Raw genomic sequence first — 23,530 nt, forward strand, 5'->3', positions numbered from 1 at the left:
AATAGTACATAAGTGAAGCTGATGTAAATTGCGAAGCTATTTTACTCGAACGGCAAATTTGGTCGCAAGAGAATGTAACTCGGGCAGCATTCGATAAATGAGGTGCAGCTGTTGAAGCACCATACGAACGTCACTTTCATCTTCTTCTCGCCACTCATTGAGCCGTTTCTCTAATTCTGGGTCAAAAAAGCTGCTGATCTCACATTCCTCTCGGTGGGCGTGAAGTTGCTTATGTAGCGCGTCTAGATGAAGGTGAATAACGCGGTGAGCATCAAGCACCAGTTTATGAGTCGATTCATCATCAATGCGAGTTCTATGCGCACCAAGTGCAGAAATATAACTGAGTAGGGCATGATTTAGGGTTAGAAAACGGAAGCTTTCATCTGCAGCCATTCGGTATTTCCCGGGTTCGACTAACATACTACTGATAGCGGATGTTAAATTAGCATCGCAGTTATGAGCACCCCGACGAGCAATTCTATAATTCAGGTTATCTTTTTTACCCACTCGGTACTGGCCAATGATTTGCCCGAGATAAACTTTATTAGAATCCAATGCGTCAGCCATTACTTTGTGCAAGCGTTTTGATTGCCAGTCAGGTAATACAAACATTACAGCTAAAACTGCAAGCGCACAGCCAATCAAGGTATCAGCTAGCCTTGGCAGTACCACCGCATAGCCTTCCCCTAGTTGATTGAAACAGAATAAAACTAATAAGGTGATAAACCCCGTTGCAAACCCGTAGTTATTGATGCGGAAAGCAAAGAACATCACGCCACTTACGACAATGAAAACAAGCTGACTTTCTTGTGAAGGGAAGAAAGTTAGCAGTGGCACTCCAATAAGTAACCCTGCTAAGGTTCCAATCACACGAGCAGTAAGCTTTTGCCGTGTAGCACTATAGTTTGGTTGGCAAACAAATAGTGTGGTTAAGAGAATCCAGTAGCCACGTTCAATCTCAAAGCCTTGAATGATTCCGTAGCCTAAAGTCAGCGCTAATGACATTCTGATGGCATGCCTAAAGAGCATGGAATCTTTATTTAAGTTTGCTTTTATTTTATGCCACATCGCTTTGAGCGTGTGAGGATTCGTATCGTCTAGAGTACCTTCTTCTAACTTCTCTGCGTCAGGGTTGCTGATGTTCGATAGCTGCTTTTCTACGGTCGCTAAATTATTAAATAAATAGCCCAGTTGGCTGAGTAGTATTTTCCATTCAGGTTTATTTTGTTCTTTAAGGTGAGCTAATGAAAATTGCAGCTCATCTAATGCTAGGGTGGATTTATCACCATGTTGGTATTCGTTGCCCACTTTTAAAGATGCGGCAACTTCTCGACATGCGCGAGCTTGTGTCTCTAGGAGATACTTGAAGCGAAATAGAACATCCGAACGTTCAAAATGCTTAGCGAGATCTTGATATAAGTAATGGCTTGAACTGACTCTTTCATGGATGTCTTGCGCAATAAAGTAGGTATTAAGAAAGCGGTCACTGGGACCGTCTACATGACCTCGTTTAGATCGGTTGAGCAGTGTAGCTTTGCAAGTATTAAGAGCATTGACCGTACTGGCGTTGTGTTTAGCTTCTATGATGCGATGAGGTTGAGGCGTTAAATTGGCGACAGGATAAAACAGTTCTGCCTTGGATTGCATGTAGGTGCCAATTTGGTCAAAGACTGTGGCTAAGTTTTGCTGTACCGGTTGCATTGGCCAGATGATTTGCCACACCATCGACATGAAATAGTACCAAGCTGCACCGGAAAGAAGCAGCAAAGGTTGGAACCATATATTGGTGCTCTCATGTGCGCCTAGCATTGCATAAATAGCCACGAGTAGAGATCCGAAAGCAATACTCGCATATTTGGGACCTATCGCCCCGAGCATGATGAATGAGAAAGTAGAAACAAATAAACCTAATGCGAAAAATAGGGGAGTATTGAAGAGTAGTTCAATAGAAAATGCGGCGATCGCGAAACATATGAAGGTGAGGGTCAGCGCTTTTAAGCGACCGGTGAAACTGTCGTCACTTTCTGCTAAGGCTGCTGCAATGACACCTAGAATTAGCGGAGTAATTAGTGTGTTTTGCTCAAAATACCATGCAGGGATCACCACACCTAAAAGAGTAATGAGGATTAGAACGCTGTAATTAATGGTTTTGTTTGCCCAATAGAGGCGCAGCATAGCGGGTAATTTCACGGCAATTCATTGATATAGGGAAAACACAATCCTAGCAGAAATCAACCGTTAGGATTTGATACATGTACAGTTTTGTTATCAGGTGGTCATGATTTCATCGATAAGCAGTCGAGTATTATTATTTCCAAGAACATCATGATATAAAACACTCATTCAGAATTTTAAGAGCACTTCCCAATGCAGCACGCTTCAATACAACTTCGCGCGAATAAGACTGCCCAGTTTTTCATCCAAAATGAATATCATCAAGTGGAACTCAACGGGCAGCGCCTGTTATTGTCATCTATTGGTAGTGAAGAGCGAATTCCTTTCACCGTTTGGAATGGAAAAGTGGCATTACGCCGTGGATTATTTTGGGGATCGTTGCAGTTTTTTGCTCATGAAGTAGATGGAAAGCAACAGAGCTGGTTGGTACAAGGGTTACCTTGGGATATGTGCCGTAAATTCGCCCGAACTGCAATCTCAGCTTATCAGCATTGGCATGATACGCAGTGTGAGCAATTGATCACGAATCTACCAGAGTGGGAAGCGGCACTGGCACATTTAGAGCAGCTACCCGCTTTTTTATCTCATTCTAAAGTAAATAAATGGGTCGATTTAGTCACCACTCAGTTAGATACCATGACGATGACATTAGAGGAAGCCGCTCAGCGTATGCCGAAGCGCGTTTCCCGTCTATTACCTTGGCTCACTGATACTGAGAATATGCAGTCTGAGCGTAATCAGAAGTGGTTAGACACGGAAAGAGCTAATTGGGAAGTCTTGTTCGCACAATGTGAATCTTCCCCTTTGAATTTATCACAGCAATATGCAGTTCTGATGAACGATGACCATAATCTGATTTTGGCAGGAGCTGGTTCGGGGAAAACCAGTGTGCTGACTGCGCGAGTGGCTTACTTGTTACAGAGCCACCAAGCTCAAGCTGAGGAAATGCTACTTCTGGCATTTGGTCGAGAAGCCGCTCAAGAGATGAAGCAAAGGTTAGACACCAAAATAGGCATGTCAGCAGAACAAGTTCAAGTGAACACGTTTCATCAGCTTGGGTTGAAAATACTGAACCACGTAGAAAATGAACCTGTGGTCATTTCTCCATTAGCTTTAGATAATAATCAGCGCCAAGCTTGGTGTATTGATTGGCTTAAAAAGCACTGGATGACGCCAACAAACTTTAAGCGTTGGCAAAAACATTTATCTAAGTGGCCAATCGCCTACCTAACTGGTGATGATGAACTCGGTAGCCATGCTTCTAATCCTAAACTGATCAATTGGTTAGAAAATCAACTCGATCAATTGAATGCCTCGGGTTTGACGAAAAAACAGATACAACAAGAGTTGATTGACCATGCGGACTATACTCGACTAAATAGCGAGTTAAACCTTTGCTGGCCATGCGTCACAGCTTGGCAAAAAATGCTTAAAGAGCAAAATCATATAGATTTCCCGACAATGATCAGTCGAGCGACACAGTATGTGGCGAAAGGGCGCTTTGTCCCGACTTGGAAGTTTATTATGATAGACGAATATCAAGATATTTCACCGGATCGACTTGAGCTTGTGGAGGCGTTATATAAACAAACTCAATGTGCGCAAACAAAAGAATCTCATCAGGCGTCTATTTTTGCAGTGGGAGACGACTGGCAGTCTATTTATCAGTTTGCAGGCGCTGATGTTGATTTAACGACAGGTTTTAAAGACCGTTTTGAAAGTTCTACTGTTCACCACCTAGATACTACTTACCGATTTAATAATCAATTAGGTGAAGTGGCTAATCGGTTTGTTCAGCAAAACCCAGCTCAACTCTCTAAAACCCTAAATAGTTTTAAGCAACAAAAGCAGAAATCTGTTTATACCATTCCGAGTAAAGATGTTGAAAAGACGCTCGATAATCTACATACACAAGCAAAAAACAAAGTTCAAAAATCGGTACTGCTACTAGGACGTAATCACTACCATAAACCTGAGTTATTAGAGGATTGGAAGAAAATCTATACAGGACTTAACCTTACGTTTATGACTTGTCATGGCAGTAAAGGTAAAGAAGCAGACTTTGTGATTATATTGGCAGTCGATGAGGGGCAATTCCCGACTAAGAAAAAACAACTTCATATAGACGGTGCGTTAACGGAGTCATCTGATACTTTCCCATACGCAGAAGAAAGAAGGCTGTTCTATGTTGCGATGACACGTGCAAAAGAAAAGGTTTGGATTGCACACAATGGTGATGGTTCTGGCTTTGTACAAGAACTACATGGCGAAAATTATCCGATCATTCGTAAAAAGTAGAGCTTTAATAAATGTAAATATCGCGAGTCTGAGAGGAAAATAAATGGAATTTGAACATGGTTCGATCAATTACATAGAGTTTGCGGCTAGAAGTATCACTCAATCGAAAACATTCTTTGAAACGGTTTTTGATTGGAAGTTTGAAGATTATGGCGACGAGTATTCGGCTTTCACTGCAAAAGGTTTGATGGGTGGTTTCTATAAAGCTGATTTGGAGTGTGTCCAAGGTTTGGGTGGGGCATTAATGGTCTTCTACAGTGCAAATCTTGAATCTACGGAGCAAGCGGTTCTAAAAGCTGGTGGTATCATCAATAGAGAAATCTTTCCATTTCCTGGTGGTCGACGCTTTCATTTCAAAGAGCCAAGCGGTAATGAAATGGCAGTGTGGAGTGATAAATAGCGCTGACTGAAAGCATTCAGTTCGATTTTTAGCTTTAAACCTTAACTTTATTTACTTTTAAAAGTTCAAATATAAAAAAAGAGCCGACCATTGAGGTCGGCTCTTTTTTTATGAGTTATGTCTAGTGATTCGTTATAAATAAGAGCTGGTCATCAAACAACAACTCACTAGTACATAAATAGCAGCTTATAGCTTAATTCGTTTACAGCTTAAGTCGAATATAGCTTATGCGTGAGCAGCTTTAAGTTCTGCAGCTTTCGCTTCGCTGATTGGTTTAGTCACCAATGCAAGAACAATACATACGCCCATCATTACTGCTGAAACTGTGTACGCTAATCCGTAACCACCACCATTTGTCATAGAGAAACCAACAATAGCTGCACCGATTGCACCACCAATACCCCATGATGTGTATAGAACGCCGTAGTTAGTACCGTAGTTTTTAAGCCCGTAGAACTCAGCAGTTAGTGATGGGAATACTGCTAGAAGTGTTCCGTAACCAACAGCTGCAATTGCAGTACCGATGATTAAAGTGATTTCTGTGTTGAATGTTGCGAATAGCACCATGTTCGCGCCTTGCAGGATGAATGCAAGAAGCAGAGTACGTACACCACCAATCTTATCTGAAAGGATACCAGCAGCAACACGACCACCAGAGTTGAAGATAGCCAAGATAGACGCTAAGTAAACTGCGTTTGGTAGGTTTGCTTGAACACTTGCGATGTTCGTGATGTTACCAATAACCATTAGACCAACAGAAGCAGCAAATGCGTACATAACCCATAGAGAATAAAACTGAGGCGTTTTAAGCATGGCTTTCCAGTTAATGTCCGTTGACTTTTTAACTGTAACTGGCGCTTGACCTGCCTTTACTTTTGGTTCAGCTGGAACGTACTCAGAAGGTGGGTTGTTTATCGTGCATGCAAGAGGTACTGCAATAGCTAGAACACCAACACCTAGAATCATAAATGCAGTGTTAATACCCATTTCAGTGATTAGCATAGATGTTAACGGAGCCAAGTAGATAGCGGCTAGACCGAAACCAGCAGCGATAAGGCCGTTTACCATGCCTTTCTTAGAAGGGTGGAACCATTTCATTGCTGATGGAGATAGACAAGCATAACCGAAGCCAATACCTGCACCCGTGATCATACCAAACGTAATGTTTAGCATTAGGGGCGAAGTTGCGAAACCAGATGCGATCATACCTAGACCTGTTAATACAGTACCTAAGATAAGGATCTTACGTGGTCCCATGCGATCTTGTAGGATGCCTGCAACAAGAAGACAAACAGAGAATGTGATAGTTGCGATAGCATAAGGAGAAGAAGCCTCAGCAGCACTCCAGCCGAAATCGGTTACTAACGCTTTGTTAAATACACTCCAAGCATACAGGATGCCAAGACAAAGGTTGATACAGAAACCTGCTAGCAGGATACGCATTGCTTTATCAATCTTGCTCATTTTTATTCTCAGTTTTGTCTTTTCTGAATGTTCATCCATTCAAGTAAAGACGGGTTATTGTGGTGGTTTACTCAAAATTAGTTTGCGTTTTTCAACGGATAGCGCAAAAGAGCGCGGATTATAACCAATATAAATGTGATTGGAATCTCTTTTTCCCATTTAATCTAAATAAAATTTGAAATGTTAAATTAATGTTTGTGTTAGGTTTTTTTTATGTTTTGCCAAGGGGTTTCCTGTGTATGTTTTCAGCAAATCCTCAGGTTTCCTATGGCTCGGATGCCAATATCATGGGCATAAACCTCACTCAAAATATGGAGATCACAGTGTGGAAATTTTTTTAAAATTATTTCCATAGTTAAATTTTTGTAACAAAGTGAATCTGGATAGAGTGTGAACCTCTAGGTGCCTGTCGTATCAGTACCTTTGAAAATTCAACTTGTTAACTTAATGTTAAGTCCATTTTCCTCCGTAATCTTTGTATACATTTTGTACGTTTGTTGGGCTTGTTTTGTATTCAAAAATAAGGAAAATGGCGTGCAATATGAGATTGCAAATTTGAAAGGATGCATTTCTAGTTGATTACGAGGCGAAAATTATGAAATTGTTTTTAATTCTTTTGATGTCCATTTCTGGTGGTGTAGCAGCCGCTGATCACATTCATTCGTTTCTATTTGGTTTTTATGTAGCTTCGCTAGCGGTAGGCAGTTGTTATTGGTTGGCATTCCGCAGTACGCGCTTCCCTCAATTGGCGCTGGTGCTATTGTTGTGTGGTTTCTTTGCTAAAATTGCAGTTACAGTGGCTGGTGTTTCTTGGGGTATTTCAAACGACGCTATCTCTTCACCGTTTGTTTTCTCTCTCTCATATTTATTCTTTTCTATCGTCGCAACCTATATGTGGTTTGCATATAGAGAAAAGATCACCGGAATAAAGAAAAACTTATTCAAAAGTAAAGCCACGGCTTAACGTAATAAATGAATTAAAAAAAGCTCTCTTCGGAGGGCTTTTTTGATTTTATTGCATCAGAAAATAAGATGACATTAAGGCATGTACTCTTTAACGAAAAGAGCGCCCTTTTAGTGGTAACCGTATCTGTTTTAGTGCGTTGTTTTCGGTTTTACGATATGTCCGTATATTAGATAGTTTTTGAAATAGACTGGAGTCAAAAGCATCTTTTTGTTTTAGGTCACAGCACAAATCGTCAATGAGAGACTGAGTGACATCCCACATCGTAAATAAGTGAACATAGTGGCGCACTTGGTCGTCTATTTTTGCGCTTTCTTTTGCTAAAGAATACCTAAATATAATGTCCTCATTGGGTTGGCAGAATATTAGAGAGAGAGAAAGAGGCGTTCTCTGCAACCAAAGACCATTTGGTAGTGTCACATCAGGTTGGCTTTGCCAGAATACAGCAACTTCAGACAGCTTTTGAAAGGCATATTCTGCCATTTTCTGAGCCTGCATTATCATTTCAACCTGTTTCTGGTAGTCGTTTCGCGCAAAATATTCCCACAGTACAAGGGGCGACAAACCATTACGTGAACCAGCAAAGGTTGTATCAGGTGACCCTATGTATTCAGGGTTATCTGGAGGGGAAACCATAAACTTTTGTTTAGTCATATACACACCCGTAGGCCAAGGAGCGCCGGGCCATTTATGACCACTGGTCACTATCGAATGCACCATAGGGTTACTAAAATCAAAATCTGGTCCGCTATAACCAGAATTCTTCTCGAAGACATCATTAAATTGACCTGACTTTTTCGCCATTTTTATGAATGGCACATAACTAGCTCCAAGAGCCCCATCAACATGAATCCAATATCCAGTTCGTTTTTCGAAGCCTTTACTGACATCATTTTTGTCAATTGGGACGGTGCGTTCAAGCATGTTATAAGATTCTAAAACGGTTTTTAGTTGCTCAGTGACCTGCGTGATATTGTCGTATGCGCCTTTAAAAGTGGTTCCACAATTGAGTACAACAAGAATTGGGTAGCCCTTCTGTGCAAAAAACTCGACATATTGAATTAACTTATCGACATCGATGGCTCCAGAGCCAGCTGGAAGTTTTTCTGTTGGGCTTTCAGAAGGGATTTCAGTCGGCCATGGTGCGTTGGGTCTAATCGGGTTTTCTTTGGGATAGAGCCTATTTCCAAGCTCGCCAAATGTGTCAATTTTCTCTACCGCCATCGCTTTCACTATCGAGTAATGCGTGTCTTCTGAAAAAAAAGCAACGGGCGTATAAGCATTTGGGTTGTTGTCTGGAGGGCTAGGGTAATGCGCGTAAATCTGGCAATTTGAAACGGTTTTCCCAGATTCATCTTCACCGCGTATTTCTTCTTCAAGTAACATGACGCCACTGAGGTAATCTCGTGCGTTGAGCATTGCGTAAAGGTTACCTTCTGTACTTCCCATTGTTAAGATATAGCCCCAATAGCTTTCGGGGTCACCTTGTTTAAAATTCCCATCTTCATCTAAATATGGACCTTGAGATGGCCATTTAGCATTCCATAATGAAGCGTAATAATCGAGAACAGACCGTTCAACACATTTTGAGTTAATGGTGTAGTTACCATTTACAAATGGGTCTCCAACATTATTCAAGCTAACATTCAGAAAGGGGGCAAGCCGAGCTTGGTACTCAATGTTTTCTTCGGTTTGATAACCTAAGAAGTGACTCTTTTGTGTATCGACGAAAGCTTGGATTTGTTGAAAAGCATTGTCTTGTTCTTGAGTCGTTTGCCCTGTTGCTGGTAACTCAATATCAAAACCATTAATCGCATGTTCGGTGTGGTAAAAGTCGTAGTTTCTATCTTGATATACCTTGATAGGGTCTGCACTTGGGGGAGAAACTGAACCCTGTGCAAACTTGGGTAATTGCTCTATCCAAGGCACTCTTTTAGGACCGTATTTAATTTCTTTTTTTGTCATATTTAGCTCCAAAAATTAGCATTATTAGTATTCGGAACAAGGTGCAATAACGACTTTGCAACCTAGCCAATGCGGTATGTCCGCATGAAGTGACTATAGTTTGGTAAAAAATCACCATGTGACTTTGCTTCCAAAGTATTGTGTGTATCGCAAAAATTGGCGTTTTTACTGAGTTGTTGATTACTAAGGGGGGTGATTGATCTCTTTTTATAAAATGACATTGCTAATTACATGTATCTCAACTAACTATTATAAGGATTCAATTGCATATATTTGTCGCGTAATAAATTGCCGTCACGTAATCAAATAGCTTTCACGCAAAATATAGTTGTCACGTGATAAATCGCTGTGTGATGCATTCGCTTTGTGATTGAAATCGACTGTTGGCTGGGTGAGTAATTGGTTTAAACCGTATATCTGCGTTTAAAGTTCGTGAGCAAAGATATTCGAGAATAAAAATAAAGCTGAACTCACTCTAGACTTAAAATTCAACTCGCTATTAGTGAGGCTATATGATGAATTTAGGCTTTAAATCAAGGATCTACCTAGGTGTTGGGGCACTTGTTGCGGTTTCATTGATCGTACTTGGTTCTCTAAATATGTTATCGATGAAAGATAATATGATTGACTCTCTTGAGTCTAAAACTGAAGACAAGTTGAGTTTCCATGTCACAGAGCTAGAGCAGATGATGACATTTAAAATCAATGCTATCGCTCAAGGGGCATCGAGTTTTACGAATGAGTTGTCTAATTCGGAAAATAAGAAATTAGTCGATGTTCTTGCTACTAGCGCTTCACTGTCTAATGTCATTATGACCTATGAAGATGGTCGCTCTTACATGTCACTAAGTGGGGATAAGTTCGACTTTAGAGATCGAGAATGGTACCAAAATGCTAAGGGTGCTTCAGGTGTTGTATTAACGGAGATCTATTTAGATCAAGTGACTCAAGAGCAAGTGGTCAGCGTTACTATGCCGGTAAGGAGAAACGGTACGTTAGTGGGGGTGTTACTTGGTGATATTCAGCTCGGTGAGGTTATTTCAACCGTGAGCAATATGCGTTTTGCTGGCGGTGCTGCCACGTTAACGGATAAGAATGCAGTATTTTTTGCTAGTGATGACCCGAGTGATTTGGGGCGGACACCTTCTCAAATCAGTCCGAATTTTAATGAAATGGAACGGATGTTTTCTAGTCAGCAAAGTGGGCACCTTGTTTTCCCGTATTTAGGTATTCAATTCGATGGGTATTTTGAACGTGTAAACTTAACAGACAGTATGTATTGGACATTGATGGTGTTTGTTGATCAAGATACGGCATTGTCAGGTGTTTTCGATGCTATGAATAGCTCGCTAATAACGGGAGTGGTTTTACTCTTAATTAGCTTAGGTTCAATCTCTCTTATTGTTCATTATGCGTACAGACCTGTTCTAAAACTTAAATCGGCAGTTTTGGACTTATCACAAGGTAATGGTGATCTTACTCAGCGTTTAACTGTTGATGGGGATGACGATTTAGCTAAAATCAGCTTGGGCTTCAACCTATTCGTTGAAAACCTTCAGGATATGATGCTGCATATTTCTCATGCGAGTGAAAATATTTCGGTTAGTATCCATCAATTGGGTACTACGGCGAGAGATAACGAATCTAAACTGGTCACGCATTCAGCAGAAACAGAACAAGTCGTTACGGCTATTACGCAAATGAGTGAAAGCGCGAGAACCGTTGCTGAAAACGTTCACCAGTCTAATCGAATTACTGCTGAAGCAAACAAAGAAGCCGACTCTTCCCTAAGCATGGTAAACAATGCCGTGAGCACTGTGAGTGCGCTGGTTTCTGAAGTAGACGATATGTCAAAAAGCATCATACGGATGAATACAGACGCAAATAAGATTAGCAGTGTACTGAATGTGATTGGTGAAATTTCCGAACAAACGAACTTGCTCGCTTTAAATGCAGCAATAGAAGCGGCACGAGCTGGGGAGCAAGGGCGAGGTTTTGCGGTTGTTGCTGATGAAGTGAGGGCACTTGCCGCTCGTACACAAAATAGCACGACGGAAATTTCTGATATGTTGAGCCAGTTACTTGGAGGCACTGAAGGTGTTGTGAGGGCGATGGAAGCGACGAAAAGAAAGTGCCAAGAAACGGCGGATAAAACATCTGAAGTCTCTGATAGCTTAACAATAATGAGTGGTTCGGTGACGGAGATTGATGATGTGAGCACTCAAATTGCGGCTGCAACTGAAGAGCAAAGTACTGTGGCAGAAGAGCTTAGCCGTAATATGCTTTCTATTCGCGATATTGTCGACTCACTGGTCAATAGCGGTCAACAAACGGTTGAAGCAGGGGAAGTGCTTAAGGATTCAAATGAAGATCTAAAAAGACAAGTGGCGAATTTTAAACTCAGTTAGATTAAGTTCAATAAGCTGATGACAGGTGATTAAATCAATAAACGAGTTAAGCAGTACTCACTGATTAATTGATAAAACTAAAATCCAAGAGTGTTCATGCTCTTGGATTTTTTACGCATGTAACTTTCTATACGTAGCAATGCTAAGTGAACATTTATCAGAAAGTCTGTTTTACGGTTCCTATATTTAATTTGTTCACTTCATCTGTCTTTACGCGTTCCCATGCTCACGTTCCAGATGTTTCACTAATGCTTTAACGAAACGAGCAGCTTCTCCACCGGTACATGCTCTGTGGTCAAAAGTGACGGATAATGGCATCGCTTTTACTTCAGTTGGCTTTCCATCTTCCATGATCACTTTTTTAATAATGCGCCCAGCTCCGACTATTGCTACTTGAGGTGGAGAAACCACGGGTGTGGCATAAATGCCTGCGATTGCACCAAAGTTAGATAAAGTAATCGTGGCATTTTGAAGTTGTTCTCTGCCAATTCGTCTATTTCGGATTCCTTTCACCGTTCCATCTAGCCATGTTCGAATATCTTGCGCATTGTAGCTATCAGCTTGGCGTAAAACTGGAACATACAAGCCATGGGAACTGTCAACAGCTATGCCTATGTTTACGGTGGTGTGAACACAGCGAGTCATAGTGGTGGCATCGAACCAAGCATTCATCGCTTTTTCTTGTTGGCTGGCATAACTGACGGCTTGGATTAAGCGGATAGAAATATCTTCATCTTTGTTCCAATGATTTAATAATGCTTCTTCTGTAATCGTTACGGAAGCAACATTATGATGGGATTCCGCCATCGACTTAACCATTGCTCTCCGAGCACCTTTTAATACTTCGGTTCCTGGTTGTTGTTTATCTGCAGCATTGTATATATCTACATCAAGTATTAATCCGCTATCACCGCTACCATCTACTAAGTCAATGCTTATACCTAAACGCTTGGCAAGTAACCTTGCAGAAGGGAGTGCCGAAACTTGATTGTTTGAACGTTCAGAATTTCCTTGTGTATACCCAGCTCCTTCTGCGTAACTTGCCCCTTGTGTAGAACTAGCTTCTTGCGCAGAACTAGCACCGCCAACCCAGAAACTATCAATGTCGACCTGATGGTTTTGGTGAGAAACTTTGCCAACCACGGTTGCCGCATCTTTTGACTGTTCAGCACTAGATTCATATTCATTTACGCTTTCAGCTTCTAACTGACCATGGGTATGGTTGCTGATCTCTGTGGTGATTTCTTCTATTTCGAGTAAAACACTGCCGACGTTAATCACATCTCCTTCATGCCCAAAGCGTTTAAGGATTGTCCCGCTATAAGGTGCTGGGACATCAACAATGGCTTTCGCGGTTTCAAGTGTTACGACAATCTGATCCACTTTAACTACATCGCCAGCTTTAATGTGCCATTCAACGATTTCTGATTCGGCAAGACCTTCTCCAAGATCTGGTAGGGTAAAAGATTTCATTTCCATCCCTCCACTAATTCATGAACAGCAAGTTCGATATCTTGTTGCTGAATCATGAAAAACTGTTCATTTCGGTAATAAGGCATGACGGTATCCATCCCTGTTAATCGTTTTGGTGGTGCTTTTAACAAGCACATGGCGTGCTCTGCAGTCCGAGCCAAAATCTCCGCACCAACACCGCAGGTTTTTGCAGCTTCATGAACCACAAGTAATCGTCCGGTTTTTTCGAGTGATTTGAATATGGTAGCCATGTCTATTGGTTTTATGCTGGCTAAATCGATGACTTCTACTTCAATACCTTGTGATGAAAGGTTGCTTGCTGCCTCTAATGACTCAACGACACATGCTCCCCATGTTACTAGGGTCAGATCTCTTCCTTTGCGAAGCGTGAAACAGGAATCAAGAGGGAGTGCTTCTCCGTTATCGACGACATTCGATTTTACAGTGCGATAAATACGCTTGGGTTCAAAGAACATGATGGGATCGTTACTACGAATTGATGCGAGTAGTAGTCCGTATGCACGTTGAGGTGAGGAAGGAATAACAACTTTGAGCCCTGGAGTATGAGCAAAAATGGCTTCTACACTTTCTGAATGATGCTCCGGGGCGTGAATGCCTCCTCCGAAAGGAGCTCTAAACACCGCAGGGCAGGTTAATCGCCCTCTAGTCCTATTTCTGATTCGAGCAGCGTGGCACATTATGTGTTCAATCGCAGGGAATACAAACCCTTGAAATTGAAATTCAGCGACTGGTCTCAACCCTTGGGCAGCCATGCCAACCGTGACACCACTGATCAACGCTTCAGCAAGGGGCGTATCAATCACTCGCTTTAATCCAAAGCGATCTTTTAGCCCCAGGGTTGCTCTAAAAACCCCTCCGTTATCACCTACATCTTCTCCTAATACCACTACATTCGAGTCTTGGTTCATTTCATAGTGTAAAGCAAGGTTGATTGCTTCAATGATTGTGATTTCAGCCATTATCATCTCCTTGACCTTGACCTTGACCTTGCATGCGCATCGCTTTATTGATTAATTCATCACGTTGTTTATTGAGTTCAGGGTCAGTCGATTCAAACAAAAAATCAAAGGCACTCTCAGGAGAAGGGTTCGTGAGCTGCATATAGTGGGAGACAGCAACTTCTACTTTTTCTTTGCATTGCTCTAGCCAATCTTGATCTTGTTCCTCAGACCAAATCTTTTGCTTGATCATGTATGCTTTCATTCGGGTTACTGGGTCAAATTGCCAAGCTTCTTTGAGTTCATCACTACTACGATATCGAGTCGCATCATCTGCCGTGGTATGGTCACTTAAGCGATAGCTGATGGCTTCAATTAGGGTAGGACCTTTGCCTTTCTTGGCTTTATCTAATGCGTTACTGATTGCATCATATATTGCGACTATGTCATTACCATCAACCGTTACTCCTTCAATACCTGCTCCTTTCGCTTTTTCAGACAGCAAACCTGCTGCGCATTGTAAGGAGCGAGGTACAGAGATCGCCCATTGGTTATTATTCACGACAAAAACTAATGGCAAATTCCAAACACCAGCGCAATTTATGGATTCGAGGAAATCCCCCTTTGATGTCGCTCCATCACCACAAGTTACAACTGCGGCATTGTGAAGCCCTTCAATTTTTAATGCTGACGCAATACCAACCGCATGGGTGCATTGAGTCGCGATGGGTACACAGAAAGGAAAGTCTCGGCAGTATCCAGAATTAGGCAAGTCTTGCTGATCGGGTGTTCTGAAATCACTGCCTCTTTCATCACCGCCCCAGTATTGGAGGTTTTTTTCCATGGAAATGCCGCGTGCCCACATGGCGGGCATGTCTCGGTAGTAGGGGACAAATACATCTTGGGGGGCCATCGCTCGACCAATCGCAATGCCAATCGCTTCTGCTCCTAAATGAGACGGGTATGTTCCTAGTTTTCCCGTACGTTGCAGCGCGACTGCTTTGTTGTCGTAGGTTCGAGTTAAAAGCATGTCACAGTAATACTGGATTAATTTTGAAGGTTTAGCCCAGTGAGGCAGTGGGCTAATGAGATCCCCATTGTGATCAATAAATCGATACATAGGTAATGCCTGAACATTCATCTCACGCTCCTTTTGACAAGGATCTTCTTACAAGATCGTTATCACCGAAAGGTTGATAGCTATAATGAGAGAGTCTTTTCACTATGATCAAGTTATGAACTTGAGGCAGCATTGATTAAGCAGTAAAGGTTCTATTCAAAATGCTGTACTAGAGACTTGCTATGTCATGATGCATTTAGCTACGCAAAACAAGCTCTTCAGTGATTGATCTCGATATAGCCGATACACTAAGTGTAATCAAAGTTGTGTATTTTGCTTAGACTATAAGAAACTTTGTCATTTATTGCTCTAGGTTATGATAGTGTTAAGTTTCATAATGCTGGTGATTGCCTAGTGGTTTTTTGTTACTCATGGAAATGATTAAGCGTTTCAAATGTAGGTTCTTAACCTCAGTTGTGGAGTGAATATGAGTAGACTTCGAGAACCTTTCCTAATTCCCCTTTTCTTCGCGATTGTTTTCTTTATTGGTCATCGTGGGTTGTCCATCATTGAAAATGAACATCGCTTGTCTGTTGGCGAATCCCTTAATACGGTTATTCATACGATTGAAGAAGCGTTATCTTTATGGACAAACAACCACCGCGCAAAAGTTGAAACCATTGCCCACCGAACAGACCTTATTGATTTAACCCAGCAGATTTTAGATGCAAAAGATGTGCACCAGTTCGAGTTTGTACAAGGGAAAATCCGAGATTTACTTAATCCTGAAATTATTGCATTTGGGTATAAGGGCTTTTTTATTATTAGCCCAGAAGCGATTAATATGAGTTCAATGCGGGATACCAATATTGGTCAAGCAAACTTAATTGCTCACCAAAGAAGGGATCTATTTGAAAAGGCGCTTGCGGGTGAAACGCTTATTGTCCCACCGATTTTCTCTGATGTGCCACTGCAGTATCGCGATAGTCGATTTAAAGTATTACCACCAACTATGTTCGCTGTTTCCCCAATCAGAAATCATGAAAACTCGATTATTGCCGTCCTTGCGATTCGAATTGATTCCGTTAATAGTTTTAGCCGCTTAATGCGTTTAGGCCGAATTGGAAACAGTGGCGAGACCTACGTGTTTGATCATCAAGGGGTTATGCTTACGGAAAGTCGCTTTGAAGATCAACTACTCGCACTGGATCTGATTGATTACAAGGAGGGATCAAGCTTGAATATACAGTTACTTGATCCCGGCGTTGATCTCACAACAGGGGCTGATGCGGTCTATCCTCCTTCCCAACAACCTTTTACTTATCTAGTTCAAAGTGCCTTAAATCAAGTCGATGGCGATAATGTAAATGGGTATCGGGATTATCGAGGAGTAATGGTGATAGGAAGCTGGAAATGGTATGAAGAGCTTGGTGTAGGGATTGCTACTGAAATCGATGTGTCGGAAGCGATGAAGTCATTCGTTATTTCACGAAACGCCATTTTCGGGATTTTGTTCCTCACAACGGCATTAGCGGTCACGCTGACTTCGATTTTACTAAGAAATCGTTCTAAAGCGGTGGAGTTATTGGAACAGAATAAGCTGTCATTAGAGGGGAAAGTTGCTGAACGCACTGAAAGTTTGTTGAAAGTGAATTCAGACTTGCAAAGCCAAATTGTAGAAAGAGTTCGAACCGAAGAAAAGTTGAAGCTTGTACAAATGGATTTGGAAAACACAAACCAAAAGCTGACAAGGTTAGCGTCTACTGATGGCTTAACGGGGATTTCAAACCGCAGAACATTTGACATTAAGTTAAGTGATGAGTGGCAGTTAGCTTTGAAATTAAATACGCCTATATCTTTATTGTTGATGGATGTTGATGACTTTAAAAAGTACAACGATACATTCGGTCACCAAGCCGGCGACCTATGCTTAAAGCAGGTTGCTGAGATTTTAAAGTTAAGTGATCAGCAAGCACTCTCAAATGATATTGTTGCTCGTTATGGTGGTGAAGAGTTTGTGATTGTTTTAAGGAATACCAAGCTTGAAGATGCAAGAATAGTTGCGGAAACCATTCGTTCTAACCTACTATCAGCTGCACTTCCGTACAGTAATTCGGGGGTAGAAGGGGCGCAAGTTGTAACCCTGAGTATTGGTGTTGCGACAGTGACACCTAAGTTTGGTCAAAGTTTTGAATCTTTGGTAAAGCAAGCTGATGAAGCACTTTATCGTGCTAAAGCGTTAGGCAAAAATAGAGTCGTTGGCGGTTAGTTCATTGCCTAATGACTATTAATGGATTATCAATAGTTTTAAATTGTCGTTACACTAGCGCTAATAATGATTAAAAAGGTAAAACCCAATGTTTCATGGTCACGTTTATTTCGGTTTACGTAATGCTCAGTTAGCAGAAGATTTTCGTCAAAAACTGATTCAGGAAAGAAAAGATGCGATTGAAGTGTTCCCTCTGGTTCAGCGCTTAGTCGGACCTCATAAAATGCCGATGTTTGAAATTCATTTTAAAAATAACGACAACAATCTAATTGAATGGTTAGAGGCTGAACGTGGCGATATGTCAGTACTTATTCACCCTGTGACTGGTGGTGAAGAGTTACTGGATCACACTGAACGAGCGATTTGGCTTGGTCGTGAATTAGGTGTATTTGAAGAAACGTTATCAAGTTAATTCAGTCTATTTCTTTTATGTACCATTCTTTAATAAAGCGCTGTTTTTCAGTGCTTTTTTTATGGGGAAAACTCAGTCAACTAGTTATTATATCGTATGACTTTATTACCTATTTAATACCTAGCCAATGGTATTGGTTAGCCAACTTTCGAAGTACATCAATCTCTTTTTCAGTTTCTTCCTTGAGCCACTCAATTAAATCATCAATAACAGGGGTATGAGTTTGTTGGTGACCATAGTAAGTCCAAGCACTCCGCTGAATTTTCGCGTTCTCAGGGCAATACAAAAAATCTCTTTCAAGTTCCTGCAATACTAAAAGTAAATCCGTTACAGTGACACCTTGACCAGATAAGCATGCACTTAACGCTAAATCTAAAGAGTGGAAACTGGTGTTTCTAACCACTTGTTGAGGAGGGTATTCGACTGCTGATAACCACACTTTCCAATCATGATGGTCAAGCGTGGGGTGCAGGCGTGGCATCGTTAGAATTGAATTTAAGTCTGTGGTGTCTTCCGTTAAAATTTTTGCACAAACTGGAGCCATGTATTCATCTCTTAAGAAGAAAACATTGGGCTTATTATCGTAATGTTTTTTTAAACGGGTATGAAAAATGAGTAAGTCATAGTCAGCCTTATTAAGCGCTTCGTCCTCTTCAATTACAGGAATAATCGCGATTTCGTAATCTGGGTAACGCTCATTCAGATCGTGGACCTTATTAATCATCACGCGAGTAGCAAAACTTAACGCCGCTTTTATCACAATACGTTTTTGCTTTGGTTCTTTCCACGAAGCAACAACGGCCTCAATCGAGGTGTAATTATCTCTTAGTGCTAAATAAAGCTCTTGCCCTTGAAGTGTCAGGGTTATCGTCCTGTGATGTCTCATAACTAGCGATGCGTTGAGGTCATCCTCAAGCTGTTTTACCTGACGACTTATTGCACTTTGGGTCACGTTTAGCTCATCCGCTGCAAGGGTAAAACTCATAAGCCTTGCCACGGATTCAAAGGCTCTAAGTCCGTTATGTGAATAAGGGAGGTTTGGATAAGGAGTCATCATTATTTCTCATGAGTTTTTGGAATGCCAGATTGGCAGATATATCAATTGAATGCTAGTTCGATAAAGCTTATTTTGTGCGAAATATCTAGAGGTTCCTATGAAAAAAATTCTCGCACTTGCATTCCCACTCATCATCTCACAGCTTATTTCTATGGCATTGGTATTGACTGATGTTTGGATGATGTCACGAATCAGCGTATCTGCATTGGCTGCGGGTGGTTTAGGTGCCTCTATTTATTTCTTCATCTTCATTATTGCAGGGAGCACGGTAGGGTGCGCCGCAAACTTAATCGCCATTGCTTATGGGCAAAGAGTCAGCCGCCCTGAGCACGGTAATAAGCAAATTAGGTTAGCGGTAAAAGGTGCAGTGATGTTGTCATTTGTACTGAGCGTATTACTGATGAGCAGCTTTTGGATAGCTCCGTGGGTTCTTGAAACCGCAAAACAACCGCCTGAAGTGGTGACTCTCGCAATGGAATACGTACATGCTCTGAAGTGGGTGATGTTTCCATCTTTGATATTGTTGGTGCTTCGTGGCTTAACCAGTGCGTTTGGACAAGTGCGCTCTATTTTAGTTATGTCTGTTGTGACGGTCATACTTAATGTACCTGTGAGCTATTTACTGACCTTCAAATTAGATATGGGATTAACCGGCTTAGGCTTAGGAACTGCCATTGCTGCATTAATTGTTATGGCTTGCTACACCATCTGGGTCTTTAAACGCGATGAATTTAAAGCATTCTCTCCTTGGCTAAATATTGATGAGTACTCATTCAAACTAATGAACCCACTACTGCTTATGGGATTACCGATCGCAATGGCAGCCATACTGGAACACGGGTTGATTTATGGCGGAACATTAATGGCGGGGACGATCAGTATTGCTTCATTAGCATTGCATCAAATATTACTTCAATGCTTAAGCTTCACTTGGAACTTTAACTTCGGTTTCTCTCAAGCAGCCGCAATATTGGTGGGGCGTGACTACGGCGCACAAAATTATGAAGGGATTAAAAGAACCTCTATTCAAAGCTTTATTTTAGTCACACTGCTGAGTGTGGTTTTGTCTGCTATTTTCATTCTTTGGCCAGATTTTATAGCGGGCTTGTTTAAGCTAGACGAAGGCGCTGAAGGCATGTCTTCTTTACTTGCGTCAGTGATTTGGGTGGTAGCGCTGTGCTTCATTGTTGATGCGTGGCAATTACTCGCAATCAACCTATTAAGAGGAATGAAAATAGTCTCAATGCCAACTGTGATGACAGCCATTGGTTATTGGTTGTTTGGTCTTCCAGCTGCTTGGTATCTAATGCTTGAATATCAGCTAGCTGGAATTTGGGGTGGAATTGGTGTTGGTTTAGGTGTGACCGGAATTTTATTATTGGTTAATTTAATGTTCGTTATTCGCAGCACTAATCGTCATGTTAACCCAACAGGGCTATGCCAAGCGTAAGGCTAAACGTGTACGGCTTGGATAAAATTTATTAATTCACCTCTAATTTCTAGATTACTCTATGGCATGTGCTAACGTTACAGTATGATGGTAAGCATAGTTAGAGGTGGATTTATCAGGCTGTGACCTTATAGAAATGCTTCAATGAGCATATTTTCCGGAAGGTTATCTCTGCATGAGAAAAAGTAGTTTACTTTCGTTTTTAGTGATTGGACTGTGTATTTGGGCTGTTGTTACGGTCGATATCCTCGTTTTCCAAACGGAGACAGATACTGTTGATCATCCAGCAGCATCTTCACACCCTGAAATTGAATTAAGCCAATCAGACATTGGTCAGCAGCTTATTTCTATCTTTGATCAAACAAAGGTAGATCCTCAAACATCTTCCAGCCGTTTCCAGGCATTAGAGTTAACTAACTTATCTAAACTGACCCCCACAGAAAAAGCGTATTGGCTGAAAATACAAATCAAGCTTGCAAAGAATATGAAAGATAGCAGGACGGTTGATGAACTTACACTGCAATTAAAAAAACTAGCGGATAATGAAAAACTGACTTGGCTAACCGTTTCACTTTTGATTGATGAAGCCGTAAACCATGCTAGGCATAGCCGTATTCCTCAAGCTGAAACCCTGATCAAGCAAGCCATCATGATAGCGAGAGAGCACCATATTATTTACCAGCTCCCAAGAGCCTATAATGTGGCTGGTTTTATCAGTAATTCGTCAAATGAACTTTTAAAGTCGCAAAGGTTCTTTTCTGCGGGGATAAAAGTTGCCACCGAATTAGGGGATAGTCTGTATAACAGCACCATTCATAATAACTTGGGGCTCTTATATCTACATATAGAAAGGTGGCACAAAGCTCTAGAATACATGCAAAAAGCCCGTAAGCTCTTGAATGAAAGTGGTGTGATTAATAACCCCTTAATGCATACCATTTATCTTAATGAAGCCTTTATCTACAATCGATTAGGTGATGTGGAGAATTCTATTGCTGCGTATTCTGAAGCTCAGCTGTATTTTGAGGAAGAGAAAGCTTCTGTGCGGGATAATTTGATTCAATTGAAAGGCAAAGCTGAAGTATTACTGTTATTGAAGGAATATGAAGAGGCTCGAAAGACTGCTACCCACTGCCTTAATTTTCCTGGCAGTAAAGAATACCCATTGGAATTCGGTCAGTGTTATTTGTTATTGGCGAAAAGTTTAAATCAACTGAAAGAGTTCCAATTAGCTTTGAATATGGTTGATGAAGCCATTGCAATATTTACTGATATTGACCATGAAAGATGGGTGATACGCTCATACAATCAAAAGGCTGAAGTGTATAGCAGCTTAGGGGATTTTGAATCAGCGTTGGACATGTACCGTATTTTTTATCAGCAAGATAAGCAACAGCTTTTAGGCAAGGTATATAACCTTGAAAATGCTTTTGCTACTCGCCGAATTGAGCAAGAGCGTGATTTGTTAGATGTCGAAAAAAAACTGACAGAGGCAAAACTGGCGAAAGAAAGGCTTCGCTTTCAGATTGCTTGTATCTGGGGGATCATTGCTATCGTTATTATTACTTTAACGATACAAAAATCGGTATTAATGCATAGGAAAAATAAGGAATTAGAGAATCTATCATTCATCGATCCATTAACTGGTTTGAATAACCGCCGTTACTATAACTATCAAGTGAAATCCGGAAAAATCCTTTCAAAAACATTATTTTATCGGATTGCTTTATTAGATTTAGATTACTTCAAACAGGTCAATGATCAATATGGTCATGACATCGGGGATGTGGTTTTGAAAGAATCCGCTAAACGAGTGAGTAAGCTATTGGCTGATAATGAATTATTTATTCGCTGGGGCGGTGAAGAGTTTTTAATGGTATTGATTGACGATCAGTCAGTAGAACAACGTATTCAACTAATTCTAGAAACCTTCAATAAAACAAAATTTGAAACCAGTGCTGGCAATTTGGATATCACAACCTCTATTGGTGTAAGCCACCCTGCGTTGCCTACTGAACTCCATTATAACGATGAATACTTTAGGAAAGCGGACCAGAACTTATATGAGGCGAAACGCTCGGGTCGAAATCAAGCCGTTTATTCAGACAGTTAAGTCTCAATGTAATATAAATATCGATGTAAATTTAATATCACTGTAAATATGGGTTCGTACCTTTAAAAAGATTCGAACCTATCTATTCATAATAGTAAGTTAGAGCTCGTTATTTTTAAAATAGTCGGCGACAAAATCAATAAAAGCACGAATGCGTTGGGGCTGATGGTCGCTGTCTTTATAAACTAAATACATCGGCAGTTTTTTCTTTGTGTATTGTTCGAATAGTGAAACTAGTGTGCCTGACTTTAGCTCTTTTTCTATCATCCACCTTGGCATTGCAGCAATACCTTGCCCAAGCTTAGCCATTTTAACCAGCATCTCTGGGCTATCACTTCGTAATTTTTCTCTTACTTTTACTCTTATTTCCTTGTTCCTATCATTAAAACGCCACAAGTTTGATGGTGATATAAGAGAATAGGTTAAACATTGGTGCTGGCTTAATTGGTCCGCTTTTAAAATTGGCGGGCGTGATTCTAAGTAGCCAGGCGATGCAAAATAGACTAATTCATTGTCTATTATCCATCTTGCTTTTAATCCAGAATCTTTGAGGTATGAAGCTCGAATAGCGATGTCGATGTCGCTTTCAACTAAGTCGACAAACTTATCTGAAACCGATATATCAACAAGTAAATCTGGGTGTGAATTCATGAACAGATTCAGTGGCTTTGACAGTAACTGAAGACTAAATGCGCTGGGTGCAGATAGCTTTAATACACCAGTGACTGAAGCTTGTTCTTCTCTGAGGTGAGATTCGAATACATCTATTTCACTGGTTAGTTTTAATGATAAATCCAGATATTGCTTTCCACTTACAGTGAGACTGATGGCACGGGCATGCCTGTGAAATAAGGTCACACCAACGTCTTTTTCTAACCAAGCAATTTTTTTGCTTACGGCACTTTGAGTGAGGTTGAGCTCATTTGCCGCAGCGGTAAATGTACCAAGTTGAGCAACATGTATGAACACTTTTAAGCAATCGAATTTATCCATTAGGTATTCCATTTTGGAATCACAATGAGTCAAATGTTAGCCTACTTATAAATTTTTTGGAATGCTTAAA

General features: G+C 40.9%; 16 protein-coding genes. 8 read left to right on the forward strand and 8 right to left on the reverse strand.

The annotated features are described in order from the left end of the window. Window positions 1–36: 36 nt before the first annotated feature. Entirely contained in the window at window positions 37–2,175 is a 2,139-nt protein-coding gene (gene yccS, locus L4C37_RS12880; protein WP_372265420.1) for a YccS family putative transporter, read from the reverse strand. A gap of 207 nt (window positions 2,176–2,382) precedes the next feature. On the opposite strand from yccS, the gene helD reads away from it, so the two are divergent. Both helD and L4C37_RS12890 read left to right on the forward strand, forming a co-directional pair. After that, window positions 2,383–4,473, forward strand: coding sequence for a DNA helicase IV (helD, locus tag L4C37_RS12885; RefSeq protein WP_429768914.1), 2,091 nt, complete (start codon window positions 2,383–2,385; stop codon window positions 4,471–4,473). Window positions 4,474–4,516: 43 nt separating this feature from the next. Continuing rightward, a complete protein-coding gene (locus L4C37_RS12890) occupies window positions 4,517–4,873 on the forward strand; it encodes a VOC family protein (RefSeq protein WP_429768823.1) in 357 nt (118 codons plus the stop codon). A 225-nt stretch (window positions 4,874–5,098) separates the two neighbouring features. Here L4C37_RS12890 and L4C37_RS12895 read toward each other — a convergent pair whose 3' ends face one another. Next, window positions 5,099–6,337, reverse strand: coding sequence for an L-lactate MFS transporter (locus tag L4C37_RS12895; protein WP_137372185.1), 1,239 nt, complete (start codon window positions 6,335–6,337; stop codon window positions 5,099–5,101). 595 nt (window positions 6,338–6,932) lie between these two features. On the opposite strand from L4C37_RS12895, the gene L4C37_RS12900 reads away from it, so the two are divergent. Continuing rightward, entirely contained in the window at window positions 6,933–7,301 is a 369-nt protein-coding gene (locus L4C37_RS12900; RefSeq protein ID WP_137372186.1) for an NADH:ubiquinone oxidoreductase, read from the forward strand. A gap of 90 nt (window positions 7,302–7,391) precedes the next feature. Here the strand turns inward: L4C37_RS12900 and L4C37_RS12905 are convergent, their stop codons facing one another. Next, complete coding sequence (locus L4C37_RS12905; protein WP_429768824.1) at window positions 7,392–9,266, reverse strand: PLP-dependent aminotransferase family protein; 1,875 nt, start codon at window positions 9,264–9,266, stop codon at window positions 7,392–7,394. Window positions 9,267–9,781: 515 nt separating this feature from the next. Between L4C37_RS12905 and L4C37_RS12910 the strand changes: the two genes are divergently transcribed. Further along, window positions 9,782–11,674 (forward strand): methyl-accepting chemotaxis protein, encoded by a 1,893-nt coding sequence (locus tag L4C37_RS12910; protein WP_429768915.1) that lies wholly within the window; start codon window positions 9,782–9,784, stop codon window positions 11,672–11,674. A gap of 210 nt (window positions 11,675–11,884) precedes the next feature. Here the strand turns inward: L4C37_RS12910 and L4C37_RS12915 are convergent, their stop codons facing one another. Genes L4C37_RS12915 through pdhA form a run of 3 tightly spaced genes read right to left on the reverse strand, consistent with a single transcriptional unit; the run spans window position 11,885 to window position 15,247 of the window. Continuing rightward, the gene (locus tag L4C37_RS12915; protein ID WP_429768825.1) at window positions 11,885–13,147 is read right to left on the reverse strand and encodes a dihydrolipoamide acetyltransferase family protein; all 1,263 of its coding nucleotides are present in this window, start codon (window positions 13,145–13,147) and stop codon (window positions 11,885–11,887) included. Then, window positions 13,144–14,127 (reverse strand): alpha-ketoacid dehydrogenase subunit beta, encoded by a 984-nt coding sequence (locus tag L4C37_RS12920; protein WP_273296394.1) that lies wholly within the window; start codon window positions 14,125–14,127, stop codon window positions 13,144–13,146. The genes L4C37_RS12915 and L4C37_RS12920 overlap by 4 nt, the downstream gene beginning before the upstream one ends. Further along, a complete protein-coding gene (gene pdhA, locus L4C37_RS12925) occupies window positions 14,120–15,247 on the reverse strand; it encodes a pyruvate dehydrogenase (acetyl-transferring) E1 component subunit alpha (protein WP_429768826.1) in 1,128 nt (375 codons plus the stop codon). Before pdhA ends, L4C37_RS12920 begins: the two co-directional genes overlap by 8 nt. A 406-nt stretch (window positions 15,248–15,653) precedes the next feature. Between pdhA and L4C37_RS12930 the strand changes: the two genes are divergently transcribed. Next, window positions 15,654–17,435: a sensor domain-containing diguanylate cyclase gene (locus L4C37_RS12930; protein WP_429768827.1), complete on the forward strand. Its 1,782-nt coding sequence runs from the start codon at window positions 15,654–15,656 to the stop codon at window positions 17,433–17,435. Between the two features lie 88 nt (window positions 17,436–17,523). After that, complete coding sequence (locus L4C37_RS12935) at window positions 17,524–17,847, forward strand: DOPA 4,5-dioxygenase family protein (protein ID WP_137372192.1); 324 nt, start codon at window positions 17,524–17,526, stop codon at window positions 17,845–17,847. 109 nt (window positions 17,848–17,956) lie between these two features. Here L4C37_RS12935 and L4C37_RS12940 read toward each other — a convergent pair whose 3' ends face one another. Then, entirely contained in the window at window positions 17,957–18,901 is a 945-nt protein-coding gene (locus L4C37_RS12940) for a LysR family transcriptional regulator (protein ID WP_372265416.1), read from the reverse strand. 100 nt (window positions 18,902–19,001) lie between these two features. Between L4C37_RS12940 and L4C37_RS12945 the strand changes: the two genes are divergently transcribed. Both L4C37_RS12945 and L4C37_RS12950 read left to right on the forward strand, forming a co-directional pair. Next, complete coding sequence (locus L4C37_RS12945) at window positions 19,002–20,354, forward strand: MATE family efflux transporter (RefSeq protein WP_429768828.1); 1,353 nt, start codon at window positions 19,002–19,004, stop codon at window positions 20,352–20,354. Between the two features lie 175 nt (window positions 20,355–20,529). Beyond that, on the forward strand, window positions 20,530–22,467 hold the full coding sequence (locus tag L4C37_RS12950; protein ID WP_429768829.1) for a tetratricopeptide repeat-containing diguanylate cyclase: 1,938 nt from the start codon (window positions 20,530–20,532) through the stop codon (window positions 22,465–22,467). 99 nt (window positions 22,468–22,566) lie between these two features. Here the strand turns inward: L4C37_RS12950 and L4C37_RS12955 are convergent, their stop codons facing one another. Then, on the reverse strand, window positions 22,567–23,460 hold the full coding sequence (locus tag L4C37_RS12955; protein WP_273295526.1) for a LysR family transcriptional regulator: 894 nt from the start codon (window positions 23,458–23,460) through the stop codon (window positions 22,567–22,569). Window positions 23,461–23,530 lie beyond the last annotated feature (70 nt).

The sequence above is a fragment of the Vibrio kagoshimensis genome (assembly GCF_050337535.1).
GTDB lineage: Bacteria > Pseudomonadota > Gammaproteobacteria > Enterobacterales > Vibrionaceae > Vibrio > Vibrio gallaecicus.